This is a genomic window from Cobetia sp. 14N.309.X.WAT.E.A4 (assembly GCF_030397495.1).
Classification (GTDB): domain Bacteria; phylum Pseudomonadota; class Gammaproteobacteria; order Pseudomonadales; family Halomonadaceae; genus Cobetia; species Cobetia marina.
The window spans coordinates 88,208-100,928 of record NZ_JAPNXT010000012.1 but is presented as its reverse complement, the minus strand read 5'-3'; the positions used below and the strand labels follow the sequence as shown (position 1 = coordinate 100,928).

The window sequence follows — 12,721 nt, the reverse complement described above, 5'->3', positions numbered from 1 at the left end:
AATCAGGCAGTGATCAGGCGCAGGGTGATGGTGTAGGGGTGATCCGGCCCCTGGCCGCCAGCGGCGAGGCGATAGACCTCGGTGGCCGTGACCGCCTCACCACTGGCACGATCGAACACGCAATCGAGGGTTTGCCCATCGCCCCAGATGAGCGTCATGGGCGTGCCGTCAGGCCGTGGCGTGGCCGCCAGCTCAGTGAGGGCCAACGCGGTGGCGCGGGTTACCCAGGCCCCGTTGCCACTGGCGAGGGTGATGGGACGCCCTGCCGCCTGCGCGGATTCCTCGATGATGAGTGCCCCGGTCAGCGTGGGCGTCTGCACTTGGCCGACGCTGTGAGACACCAGCTCATCGGTCCACTGGATGTCATCGGGCAAGACAATGCCCTCAAGGATGATCGCCATGGCGTTCTCTCGATAGAAATGAAATGCCCGCCATCAGCGGCGGGCCGTCGTGCGTGAGGCTTGGGTCAATCGATCAAGAAAGGCATCGGCCTCACGTTCGTCCACCTCGTTGAGGGTGACAGTCTCGTTACCGATGTTCAGATCCACCGCCACGCGGCGCTGGGCCTGCACCGATTGGGTGAGCTGGCTGGTACGGTTCTGGGCGTCACGGTTGTTCTCGCGCTGGGTGGCCTCAGCCTCCTGCACGTTTCGCTGACGCTCAGCCTCATCTGCCAAAGCCTGCTGCTTCTCCTGCTCAGACTGGGCGCGGATATCCTCAAGGCGCAGATCATGGGCGCGTTCCGCGAGCCGCAGCGACTCCTGCGCCGCGCTGATGGTCTGAGCATCGCCCAATGCCCGGGCGGCGTTGAGCGCCTCCTGAAGCTCGGTCTGTTGCTGCTGATATCGCAGCGCCTCGACCTGGGCGCTATCGCCCTGCAGGCTGGCGAGCTCCGAGCGCAGACTGGCCAAGGTGTCACTCACGCTGTCTGACAGCGACTCGACCTGACTGCGCACCGACTGAATGGCGTTTTCGAGGCCGGAAAGATCTGACTCATCGAGCAGGTCGAAGCGGCTTGAGAGATCGTCCATGTCCTGTGAGAGTGCGCTGGCTGGCGCCCGCCCTGCCTCGATCTGGTCGGTCAGCGATTCCACGGCGATCTTCTGCTCGAGGAAGGCGATCTCGGTCTGACGTGACGTGGTGGCGAGGTCTGTCATCCAGGCCGTGAAGCCGGTGGAGTCGAGACGGGTGGCCAGGTTGTCGCGAAGATCACCAATTTCATGATCCAGCTCGGCAATGCGGTCCTGCATGCCCTCGATGCCTTCGGCTTGGGTGTCGATCCCCCAGTCAGTGGCGAAGGCCTGATAGGCGGCGTCACTGAGTGACCGCATCTGCTCTTCCGTCTCGTGCAGGGCATTGCTCATCAGCTGGGCAAGGGTCTGGGCACTGCGCGTGACAGAGGCCTCCACCGTCTTGGCCGTGTCGGCAGAGGCCTGCTGCGCCTTGTCTCCTGTGTCCCGGGCTGCCTTGGCCGTGGCTTCCTGCGCCTCGATCCACTGCGCCTTGAGCGTGCGAGCCCCGGTCACACCATCCTTGACCAGCCCATCGAGAACCGCGCCGAAAGCCTTGATGCCCTCGTCAGAGCTGATCTGCTCCTTGGCTCCGACATAGGCACGGCTCAGCTCCTTGGCGGACAGCTCACCGGTGGAGGCGATCTTGGTGAAGGCATCAATGGCCGAGCGTTCCGCCTCGGTCACACCGGTGCGAATCTCTTCCAGGGTGGTGCCCATGTCCTTGGCCAGGCGGGCACCGGCAGACTTCCACTTGGTCGCGAGAGAATCCGCTCCGGTCACGCCGTCATTCACCAGCCCATCGACCTGATCCTTGAGGGCGGCGACCCCCTTGTCAGACTTGATCTTGTCCTGCGCCTTCTCGAAGGCCGTCGCTAGCTGCGCCGCACTCAATTCACCACTGGCCGCCAGCGTGGCGAAGGCATCGAGGGCTTCCTGCTCGCTGTCCGCAATACCACTGGACAGCTCGCCCAGCGAGGTGCCGAGAGAAGTGGCGGCGTTTTCCAGTGCCTTCTGGCGTTTGGCGGCCGCATCCGCTGCCTGCTTGGCGGCCTTCTCTTCCTCCTCGGCCTGCTTCTTGGCGGCAATGGCCGCAGCCTCAGAGGCAGCGGCCTGCTTGGCAGCAGACTTGGCGGCTTTCTGCGCGGCCGTATCGCTGTTGTCGAAGGCGTTGGCCGCGTCCTTCCCTGCCTCGGCAGCCTGTTTGAAGTAACGCGCGGCATCCTTGTTGAGGTCATAGAGCGTCTGTTCTGCCGCCTTGGCCTTGGCCTGCGCCCTGGCGACTTCTTCATCGGTAGCAGCGCCAACCTTGTTCAGCAACTCGAGCGACTTGGCGTTGAGCTGCAGCACACCGGTGCTGACGCTTGCGATGCCGGCCGTCAATCCGGCGGCAGCTGACTGCACCAACCGGAATACGGCTAGCAGAGAATTGCCCATAAACTGGCCGGTATCGACGACCGACTGCATGGCACCGCCAATCTGATCGCGATGCTCTATGAAACTGCGCGCCCACTCGCCGCCGGTGCGAATCACACCCCCGATGGCCGTGGCGAGGTCGTCCAGCAGCCCGGGGTTTTCCGCCAGAGCCTTCTCGAAGTCAGCGGACACCTGATTGACCGCCGGTGACAGCTCGCCCATCAGGCGATTGCTCAACCCTTGTAGCCGGCCTTGCAGGCGGGTGATGGCGGCATTGGTCGCTTGCAGATTGGCGATCTGCTCGGAGGACATGATCAGCCCCACCTCGCTGGCCTCTTCCATCAGAGCTCGGAGTTCAGCGGCATTATTGGCAAGCAGTGGCTGCAGGCGTGTGGCATCGTCTGCCAGCGATTCCAGCAGGTTGACCTGAGCCGCCTGGGGCAGATCCTTCATGGCATCGGCCAGGCGCAACATCATCTCGTCTGGCGCCAGTTCGATCAGCTCCTCGGCCTTGATGCCCAGAGCATCGAGGGCGTCCTGCGCCTCACCGCCGCCGTTCTGGTAGGCGTCACCGATCTTGTCGGCAGTGTCCTTGAAGATATTGCCGGTCTTGTCGGCATCGATACCGGCACGCTGAAAGGCGTACTGATAGCCTTGCAGCGCCTGAGTGGAGATACCCAGCGAGCGCGACGTGATATCCAGCTGCTGGGCCATCTCGGCCTGCTGAGCGGTGTAGCGCGTGGCCCAGCCGACGGCCAGCCCTGCCCCTGCCACCGTGGCGGCGGCAGCACCGGCAGCCCACTGTTTGAGTGAGGCACCCGCTTTCTTGAAGCGGCTTTCACTGCGCTCGGCTGCCTCACCGGATTCGCGGGCGGCCGCGGCGGTCTCACGCAAGCCGGATGCCAGCGAGGTCACGTCGTCTTCCAGCTCACGGGATTGGCGGGCCAGGCGCTGTTCTTCATCGGCCAGGTTGTCGATGTCCACACCCGCGGCGTGGGCATCCTGCTGCAGGCGCGTGAGCTTCTGGGCCTGAGCCTCATGACCGGCGGTCGCCTTGTCGGCTGCCGCGCGGGCTTTGTTGAGGGCCTTTTCCTGCTGCTTCAGTTCGCGCTCGACCGGCTTGAGCTCGGCAGTCAGCTGGGCCGCACTGGCGCTGGCGCTCTGCCACTCCTCCTTGGCCTCATCCGTCGCTTCACGCTGCTGCTGCAGCTCATCACGCAGACTGCTGAGGCTTTGTGCCTGGGCATCGTAGGCATCCTTCGCCTGCTCCACGGCACCACTGGCCCGCGACAATGCCCGGCGCTGCTCGTCGGTGGCGTTGGCGCTCCGGCCGATCTCGGACTTGAGGTCACGCACACGCTGTGCGGCATCACGCCATGCCTGACGGGCGGCAGTGGTGGCGGTCTGGGCGCCCTTGTAGCTGGTCTGCAGCTGGGTCAGCGTCTGAGTCTGGGCGACATGCGCCGCCTTGGCATCGTCCGCCTCTTGAGCAGCCCGCTGTGTCGCCAGCCGCAGCGAGTCCGCACCATTGGCGGAATTCTCATACGCGGCCTGCAAGCCGTCAGCCTTGTCCACGGCTTCACGCATGGCAGTCCCGGCGTCATCCACGACCGCCGCGACCTTGTTGATCTGGGTGACCAGCTTCTGTTGCTGGCCGATGGCCGACATCTCTTCAGAGAGGCGCTCGACCTCGGCTGAGGCCTCGCTGCTATCCTGCCCGAGATTATCCAGCTCGCTCATCAGCTTGCCGATGTCTTGCAGCCCATCGACCGCGGCCTGAATGCGCAGCTGAATGTCACTCTGATTGGCCATCGTGTCGTGCTCCGGACATGAAAAAGCCCGCCAGATGGCGGGCTAGGTGGTGCAACTCACAGCAGGCAGGCTCAGACCTTGCCCGCCTTCTTCAGTCGATCCAGCTGGCGCACCTCGAGGGTGAGGGAGTCGCCGGCGGCATACTCCTTACCGCCGTGGCGGTGCGCCTTCCTGAGCTTGACGCTCACCGAGTCGGTGGGCTTTGCCTCAGTGCCAGTCTTTCCCGTAGCAGTCTTGTCGGTCATGGCTCGCTCCCATTAGCTGTACATGGTGGCGGTGTAGGCGGCGCCCTTGCCGGGCGGCACCACCAGCGAGCCGGACAGCTGCCCGGTGATGAACTCGGTGCCCATCAGCTCGGTGGCCTGATCCGCCGACAACACGGCACGGAAGATCTCGACCCGGGTACGCTTGCCGGTGGCGAGGTTGATGCCATCCACCAGGATGTAACGCGGTTTGGAGATCTCGGTGTCCCCCATCACGCGATGGCCGGTGACCGCCTCGGTATCGTAATCCACGGTGACATCACCTGCCGCGGCAGCGGTACGCGCCTTGATGAGGCCGGCACTCAGGTTGATGTCGCAGTCAGCAGTGACATCGGTAGCGTCCTTGGTGACCACGACACTGCCCGCGGCCAGCGAGGAATGCGGCAGCGCCGCCCAGGCCCCTTCCGTCAGGGTCAGCGCCTCGCCGGTCACGCTGTCAGCTTCGGCATCCGCCAGCTCTGCCGTGCCGCCAAGCGTCTCCGCCAGCATGGCGGCCGGCATGGAATCGAACTGGATGGTGACACTGGCCGAGTCACTGGGCAGGTTGACGGCATCCAGCGCCTGGCCGTAGTTGTCCTTCTGGAAGGAAGGGCGAGAAATGCGGTTCACGCTGGTCGGCGTGATGCTCAGGGACGGCACGTTCATCGGGCCATTCAGGGCGCCGAACTTGCCGTTGGCATCCACCTCGGCCATGAAGATGTCGCCAGACATGATCAGGCCTGTGTCTTTGAAGTCAGCCATGAGTTACCTCGTGCGGGTGTAGGTGATGGTCACGGGCAGATAGATGGGAAGAATGCGGCTGCCCAGCTCCGCATCATCCAGTTCGGCTTCACCAGTCGTGATGGTGACCGCCAGCCCATCGAGCAGCACTTGGCTCTCCGGATAGATGGCGTTGTAAAGATCATTGAGCAGCGCATCCTGACCGGCACGCCCATGGGTCTTGAGGTCGAGATATGCCTCGATCTGAAGGCTGATCGATTCCTTGCGCGTCCCCCGCCCGGCGCGGGCGTCCACGTTGCTGGCCAGACGACGGACATGCAGCAGTGGCAGCGGGGTCTCCGAGCGCAGGTTGATCTGGATGGCCTCGGTCTCAATATGCGCGATGTCGGTGGCATGGCCATTGGCCGTCGAGATGGCCGCCAGTTGTGCCACGAAGGCATCGATCACGCGGGTGATGGGCGTCATGTGGCTCTCTCCTTGGCCAGGCGAGCGAGGAAGCGTTGCTGGAGGTCGAAGGCGATCTGGTTGCGCAGCTCGCCATTCACCTGATGATTCCAATGGTTCTTGAGGGTCCAGCCGTTGGCGCGGGTGAGGCGGCGCTGACTGCCCTTGCGGTAGCGCACCAGCGGTGTCTTGCTGCCGCCCTTGGGATTGACGAAGCCGTAGACCCGCATGCGCTGGCCGCCCTTGCGAATCCAGATACTGGCGCGGGTGCCAGTGCCATCCTCCACCTCGGTGCGGTACTGCCAGGACTTGAATGGCACCGGTGAGCGGCTGAGCGTGAGACTGGCGCTTGGCTGGTCCTTACTGGCCTTCTCGACCGTGATGCGCGAGCGCACCGCCGTCGGCCTGACCTTGCCATCGGCGCTGATGTCATCGATGAGCTGCTTGCGGGTCGCGGATGCCTGCTCATTGATGGCCGAGGTCATCGCGCGGCGGGTGGCCGCGGGTAGCGCCTTGAACTCCGCCAGGCTTTCGGTCAATCCCTCGATGGCCACGCCCTTGGGCAGCCGTGAGTTCTTGCCACGCTTGCGAGGCATGCGGCCTCCTGTCAGCGAGGAATGGTGAACAGCTGCACGCTGATGCCGTCATCGCTGCCTTCCACGATGCCTTCGATCTCGAGCGCCAGACCGGCGATGTGAATCCTGTCACCGGGCTCTGGCCACGGCCAGCGCAGCTCCGGTTGCAGTACCTCGACCACGTTGCGGGCCTCATTGGCCTGGCCGATGAAGACGTTCTGCCGGTGCAGCCATGCCTGAATGGGGTAGGCCTCACCCCTCATCGGCTCATACTCGGCCACCACGCCTTGCAGGCGACGCGCGGCAATCTCGACCATGCTGCGTGCCGGGTCGAGGGATTCGATGATGAACAGCAACCCATCGCGGCGGCGGATGATCTGGCCTGCTGCCAACTCATCGCGGGGCCGCATGCGCACCAGCGTGGAAGATGGGGCGCGGATGCCCGACTGCTCTTCTCGCCCGGCACTCTTGGGCTCCACGAATTCGGCCCAGACCTCACGCAAGGTGGGCCAGCTGGGCGGATGCCCGGTGCGGCTACCCAGCAGGGTGACGCGATGACGAAGCTGTCCGGCGCGCATAGTCACCTCATGCGAAGTGGTAATGGGTGTAGTGATCGACCAGGGCGCCCACGGCCATGGGTACCTCTGAGGTGATGGTGCCGATGACCACGGCTTCACGGGTCTCGTACCAGTGGCCGATCAGCAGCAGCATCGCGGTGGTGATGTCGTCATCGATGACCAGCGCGTGCTCATCCCCTTCTGCCGGGATGGCGTCGTGGGTTTCATACAGCGTGCGCCCCGTGCGTCCTTCAATGACGCGACGGGCCGCATTGGAATAGGTCTCGAGGAGCTGATCGTCCTCGGAGAAGTCCGGCTCCAGCCGGACGTGCAACTTGATGATGTCCAGCTCGAGCATCGACATGCCTCATGGGGTTGGCCCCAACAGGCAAGGGCCGCGCGATGGCGGCCCTTGTGTCAGGTGGTGGGTGAGGATCAGGCCGCCTTGCCGGTCAGCGCCTTGATGGCGGCAGTGTCCTGCAGCACGCAATCGAAGCGATGGAAGGCGAGGAAGGCCGTCTGGTCGAACTCGGCATAGCGTTCGACCAGGCGCTTGAGCGTCATGTAGTTGATGCGGCGAATCACGAACTGCTGGAAGTCACCGGCGAACATGAATTTCTTGCTCGCGGCCATGTCCTCGAAGCCCTGATCAATGAAGTAGGACTGACCGAGTACCGTGGATGGCGCCAGGCCCGCGACGGCCGGCAGCCACAGCGGGCGACCCTGGCCATCTTCCATCTCGGTGATCTTCTGCAGGGTGTTGTCGTTGAAGCCCAGACGGAAGTTCGCCGCGCGACGGTACGCCGGATCAATGCTGTGGATCAGCTTGGTGATGTCCTTCCAGTTCAGGCTGGCCGCAGCGGCTGCCGCCACGGTGCCAGTGACCGAGGTGGCAAGGCCCTTGGGCTGCTGGGGAGTGCCGGCACCGGTACCGCTCACCAGGTACTTGGCTTCGGCGCGACCGATACGGGAGCCGATGCGCGAGGCCAGGAAACCCTCGATATCAAAGGCCGAGTCCTGCAGCAGCTCGTTGGAGACACGGATGACCTTGGAGCTCAGCTTCTTGGCGCCGAGGTTCTGGATGCCGAACTCGACATCCTTTTCACTGGCGGCGGTGTTCTCGCCCAGCAGCTCGCCCTCTTCCCCGGTACCGTCAGACACCGGCCATTCGATGGTGGCGCCATCGGAGGTATTCAGAATCTGGGCGACCGAGGCCAGCCCGCCATAGTCCTGCATGGACTCATGGATGCGGTTGAGCATGGTGGTCGGGACGGTGTAGCCGCCCTTGTCATTCTCGCCCGCTGCCTGAGCTCGCATCTCACGCATGATCGCGCGTTGCTCCTTGCTCATGTTGCCCATGCCTTCACGTACGAAGGCATCGAAGGCCGCGGCACGCTGCTCGTCCACGCTCGGGCCCTGGGACTGCCCAGCTTCAGACGTCTGAGACTGGCCGCGCAGCTCCTCTTCGTTGTCACGCACGAAGCGCTGATCTGCATCGCGCAGGGCTTCTTCGCGATCGATCTTGTCCTGCAGGCCATCCAGCTCGCTCTTCATGGACTGCCACTGGCTGCGCTGCTCATCCTTCCATTCGGTGTCACCGGCATCTTCATGCATCTTGCGCATGTCCTTGGCGACGGCCGCGTACTTCTGCTTCAGTTCAGAGAGTTTCATGTAGCCTCCACGGGCTCAGGCATTGATGAGTTCAAGGAAGCGCTCGCGGGCGCGGCGCTGATTGACGGCACGCTGCGTGATCTCTCGGAGTTCATCGCAGCGAGCTTGGAGCGACCGCTTGGCGGCGCCCGCATCGGGGTAAGCCGGATAGGTCACAGGGGACACATCCAGCAGGCGGCTGAATCGGTGGATGGTGCGCACGATGACGCCGTGCTCGTCCTCGCCCCACTCGTCACCATCGGGGGCGACTCGGAAGGCGAAGCTGGAGCCGGTGATGTCGCCCCGTGCCAGCGGCGCCATGACCAGATCACGCACCGACTGGGTGTCAGGTGGGTCGATCTCATAACGCAGGCCTTCTTCATCCACCGACAGCGACAGCGTGTTGCTGAGGGTGCGGCCGAGCACGAAGTTGGGGTCATGGTTGAACAGTGCACGCACGTCATCGCCCAGCACGTTGTCGAACGCGCCAGGGGCGATCTGCTCCTTGAACATGCCCATGATCATTTCGCTGCGCTTGTTGAAGACGGCGCCATGACCAATGATCCGCAACGGCTGGCCGTCTCCGCCCGCTTCGGCGCGGACTTCGCACGTCAGGGCGCGCTTTTCTGTCTCACTCATGATGTGGAGTCCTCGGGCGAGGGTGACTGGCCCAGCTGACTGGCTGGGGTGGCGTTGACGCTGATCAGCATCTCGCTGAGGCCATCGCGTGGGTTCATGTCTTCCAGGGCGCGGACTTCGTTGCGATCCATCCAGCCATCGGTGATGGCCTTGTGATAGAACTCGGCACGCTCCGTGGGGGTGCCGCGCAGCAGCCCGGCGAGGTTGAACTTGGCGTAGTAGCCAGCCCGACGCTCGGTGGGCGTGAAGATGGCGCGGTTGATCTCCTGCTCCCAGTTGATGACCCAAGGCATCATCGTGTGCCGCACGAACTGGATGGCCTGCTCGGAGATGTTCGAGAAGGTGGCCTTGTCCAGGTCGTTGATCATGTGCGCTGGCACGTTGAAGATGCCGGCCACCTCGGAGCGGTTGAGCTTGCGCGTCTCGAGGAACTGGGCGTCCTCCGGCGCGATGGTGATCGACTTGTAATCCAGCTGTGCGGGGAGCATCAGCGTCTTGTTCTCGGACTGGCGCAGACTGGCCACGGCCTTGGTCCAGGTCTCCTTGAGGCGATTCCAGCTGTCGGCGTTCAAGCTGTCCTTGACGGTGACAAGCCCGGTCGGGCGCCCGCCTCCCTCGAAGAAATCCTTGCCGTAGCGCTGGGCCGCCAGCCCGAGGCCAATGGTCTCGGCGTGCTGGCGCACCACGCTGACGCCGGTGCGATCGTGCGAGCCGAGTGCACGAACGTGGATCATGTCCTCGGTCGCGACGGCGCGTGAGCCATCCTCATCGGTGACGGCATATAGCCAGCGGTTGCCGCGCTTCACCGGGCTGCAGTTCCACGGGCAATGACGTTGCAGTGAGACGGCATTGCCCCGCGCATCCCGAACCACCTCGGTGTAGCCATTGCCCCAGCCGAGCACATGGGACTGGGCCGTCTCGCGCCACTTGTAGCTGGTCTGCCAGTCGTTGGGCTCGTCATGCAGCAGCTGATACGCGGGGTGGTCTGTGGCGGCGGTGATGACGCCGTTCTGCTTGCGCATGACGTGCAGCGGCAATTGCGCCAGCGAGGATGACAGCACGTAGATACAGGCGTAGACCGCGCCAAGCGTCATGGCGCTCTGCTGGTTGACCGTGATGCTGGAGTCGCCATACAGATAGTCCGCCAGCGTCTGACCGGTGAGCGGCGTTGCCGGGTTCTCGACCGAGCGGGTGGAGAACAGTTGATCAAGAATCATGAGGCCCCCTTGCGAATGGCGCGTGCGCCGAGCAGTGCCAACACCAGTAGCAGGCTGCCACTGACCATCAGCGCGTCCGCGAGGCCGAATCGCAGGTACAGGCCGCCCGTCAGGCTGGCGAAGCCGGCCAGCCCGAGGGTGTCGAACAGTAGGTTTCGCATGTCACATGACCAGGAAGTCGTCGTCTGAGAGGGAGTCGAGAAGGCTGGGTGTCTCGACATCGAGGGTGATGGCACGCCCCAACGCCATGAGCAGCGCGATGATGCCGTCGATCTTGTTGTCGGCGGCTTCCTTGCGCGGGTAGATGTTCTCTTTGGCGTCGGCCTTGGCGACCACATTGCTGGCCATCCAGGTGAGCAGCGGGTCAGCCGGGTGCGTGAAGCGACCGCCAGTGACGGCGGCCTCCATCTCGCGCATGGCGGGGCTCATGTTCTGGACCGTGTTGCGGTACTCGATGACCGGCGCGCCTTCCTGCATCAGCTGATGTGCGAGCTGGGTGGCTCGCCACGGATCGTAGGCGACTTCCTGCACATCGAAGCGACTGGAGAGGTCGAGGATGTCCTGCCGGATGACCTCGAAGTCGAGTTCTTCGCCATCGGTGATGATCAGGTGGCCGGAGTTGACCCAGCCCTCATAGGCAGCGCGGTTGCTGCTGGCGCGCTCGATCGCGCCTTCCGGTAGGTAGCTGCGCACGAAGGCACGCCACTCGACCTTGGCGTCTTCGCGCACCTTGCGGAAGACCAGGCCGATGGCGGCGATGTCGGTCTTGCTGGCCAGGTCAACGCCCAGCCAGCAGGGCTCGCCCTCCATCTGTTCCAGCGACATCGAGTCATCACCGGCCGCCAGCCAGGTGGCCATGTTCAACCAGGCGCTGCGTGCCGAGACCCAGACATCGAGGTGCTTGGTCAGAAAGGAGTTCTGGCGGCTGGGGTACTGGATGGCATCGCGCTGCGCCTTGAGCAGGAATTCCTCGCTGACGCTGACACCGAAGTTGGGGTTGGCCTTGCGCAGCACGTCCGGCGACTGCCAGTCGTCGCCCTCATCGATGGTGTAGATCAGCGCGAAGAGCTCAGGGTTATCGACCACGCCATCGAGCATCTGCTGCGCCTGGCGGCGCTTGTCGTAGCAAGGGCCAGCGAGGTTGAAGCCGGCAGTGGTGATGATGAACATCAGCGGCTGATCGCGGGCACCCATGCCGGTCAGCATGGTCTCGTAGAGGCTGGGCGATTGGTGCTCGTGGAACTCATCGACAATGGCGCAGCTGGGGCTAGAGCCATCGCCCGGGTCACCGATCATCGGTTCCAGACGGGAGCCGTCGCCGGGGATGCTGATGTTCTTGGCCATCACCTCGATACCGGCGGCACTGACCAATGCCGGCGACTTCTGCAGCATCAGCTTGGCGGGGCGGAAGACCTCCCAGGCCTGCTTCTCGGTGGTGGCGCCACAGTAGACCTCGGCGCCGTATTCCCCATCGGCGGCCAGCATATAGGTGGCCACACCCGCGGCGATCACTGACTTGCCGTTCTTGCGCGGTACCTCGATGTAAGCCTCACGATAACGGCGCTGACCGCTACGCTTGCTCATCCAGCCGAACAGCACACTGAAGATGAAGAGCTGCCAGGGCTCGAGCGTGACCAGCTTGCGTTCGCGCGCCCACTTGCCCTTGGTGTGAGGCAGAAGCTGGATAAAGGCGCATGCCCGCTCGGCGGCGTCACGATCGAACCGATAGGGAAAGGCGCGCGTCTTGACCGCCTTCTGTTCATCGACATGACGCTGGCAGGCAAGGCGGACCCACTTGCAAGCGGGTATCCGGCCAACCACCACGTCCCGAGCGTACTTGTTCGCAGCATTGACGTTGGGATAGCTGGCCATTGAGTGTCATCGCTTGTTGCCACCCAGCAGCTCGGCGAAGGGGTTGGCGGCATCCTTGGACCCGGGCACGGCCAGGCGAGCTCGGCTGGACGGGTCGAGACCGAGTGCGCTGCCGAAGGTCGTCATCTGGCGGGCCGCCTCATTCTTCGCGGTCAGAGCTGGGTTCTTGATGGGAGCGCCGGTGGCAGGGCTTTCCAGCACCAGGCCGCATTGCTGGATCTCGACCACGGCCTGCCGCCAGGTGGCGTAGGCATCGCAGTAGGCCTCGAGCTGATGCAGGTCAGAGCGCGTCAGGATCTTGGAGCCAACCAACCAGGGCGCGAGCTTGTCCCAGGCATCGCGGCCGATATCGCACAGCCAGTCGGGTGCCGGCGGGGCTTCATCGAGTGCATCGCCCTCGGGCTCGTCATGGTTGATGGCACGCTTGCCGGCGTTGCCCTGCACCGCCTTCAAGTGGCTTGGTTTGGGCTTGCGACCTCGTGTCATCTGAGAATCCTTCGCGCTAGGCTGATTTTTCAATTTCGCGGGTGTGAGAAAGAAACGTAA

At 63.9% G+C, this 12,721-nt stretch carries 14 protein-coding genes; all 14 read right to left on the bottom strand.

Going from position 1 to position 12,721, the window contains the following annotated elements; translation table 11 throughout:
* Positions 1-2: 2 nt before the first annotated feature.
* Entirely contained in the window at positions 3-401 is a 399-nt protein-coding gene (locus OW493_RS14795) for a hypothetical protein (RefSeq protein ID WP_289864785.1), read from the bottom strand.
* A gap of 33 nt (positions 402-434) precedes the next feature.
* Positions 435-4,238, bottom strand: coding sequence for a hypothetical protein (locus tag OW493_RS14790; RefSeq protein ID WP_289864783.1), 3,804 nt, complete (start codon positions 4,236-4,238; stop codon positions 435-437).
* Positions 4,239-4,309: 71 nt separating this feature from the next.
* Positions 4,310-4,483, bottom strand: coding sequence for a hypothetical protein (locus OW493_RS14785; protein ID WP_289864782.1), 174 nt, complete (start codon positions 4,481-4,483; stop codon positions 4,310-4,312).
* A gap of 12 nt (positions 4,484-4,495) precedes the next feature.
* Positions 4,496-5,242 carry a hypothetical protein gene (locus OW493_RS14780; RefSeq protein ID WP_054557058.1) on the bottom strand — a complete coding sequence of 249 codons (747 nt, stop codon included), beginning with the start codon at positions 5,240-5,242 and terminating at the stop codon, positions 4,496-4,498.
* Between the two features lie 3 nt (positions 5,243-5,245).
* Positions 5,246-5,686, bottom strand: a complete 441-nt coding sequence (locus OW493_RS14775) for a hypothetical protein (protein WP_054557057.1) — start codon at positions 5,684-5,686, stop codon at positions 5,246-5,248.
* Positions 5,683-6,261: a hypothetical protein gene (locus OW493_RS14770; RefSeq protein ID WP_054557056.1), complete on the bottom strand. Its 579-nt coding sequence runs from the start codon at positions 6,259-6,261 to the stop codon at positions 5,683-5,685. The genes OW493_RS14775 and OW493_RS14770 overlap by 4 nt, the downstream gene beginning before the upstream one ends.
* An 11-nt stretch (positions 6,262-6,272) precedes the next feature.
* Positions 6,273-6,818 carry a head-tail adaptor protein gene (locus tag OW493_RS14765; protein WP_289864777.1) on the bottom strand — a complete coding sequence of 182 codons (546 nt, stop codon included), beginning with the start codon at positions 6,816-6,818 and terminating at the stop codon, positions 6,273-6,275.
* Between the two features lie 7 nt (positions 6,819-6,825).
* Positions 6,826-7,155 carry a head-tail connector protein gene (locus OW493_RS14760; protein WP_054557054.1) on the bottom strand — a complete coding sequence of 110 codons (330 nt, stop codon included), beginning with the start codon at positions 7,153-7,155 and terminating at the stop codon, positions 6,826-6,828.
* A 77-nt stretch (positions 7,156-7,232) separates the two neighbouring features.
* A complete protein-coding gene (locus OW493_RS14755) occupies positions 7,233-8,468 on the bottom strand; it encodes a phage major capsid protein (protein ID WP_289864774.1) in 1,236 nt (411 codons plus the stop codon).
* Positions 8,469-8,483: 15 nt separating this feature from the next.
* Positions 8,484-9,086, bottom strand: coding sequence for an HK97 family phage prohead protease (locus OW493_RS14750; RefSeq protein WP_054557052.1), 603 nt, complete (start codon positions 9,084-9,086; stop codon positions 8,484-8,486).
* Positions 9,083-10,303, bottom strand: a complete 1,221-nt coding sequence (locus OW493_RS14745) for a phage portal protein (protein ID WP_289864771.1) — start codon at positions 10,301-10,303, stop codon at positions 9,083-9,085. The genes OW493_RS14750 and OW493_RS14745 overlap by 4 nt, the downstream gene beginning before the upstream one ends.
* Entirely contained in the window at positions 10,300-10,464 is a 165-nt protein-coding gene (locus OW493_RS14740; protein ID WP_289864769.1) for a hypothetical protein, read from the bottom strand. Before OW493_RS14740 ends, OW493_RS14745 begins: the two co-directional genes overlap by 4 nt.
* Position 10,465: 1 nt before the next feature.
* Entirely contained in the window at positions 10,466-12,175 is a 1,710-nt protein-coding gene (locus tag OW493_RS14735; RefSeq protein WP_289864767.1) for a terminase TerL endonuclease subunit, read from the bottom strand.
* 6 nt (positions 12,176-12,181) lie between these two features.
* Positions 12,182-12,661, bottom strand: a complete 480-nt coding sequence (locus OW493_RS14730; protein WP_289864765.1) for a phage terminase small subunit P27 family — start codon at positions 12,659-12,661, stop codon at positions 12,182-12,184.
* Positions 12,662-12,721 lie beyond the last annotated feature (60 nt).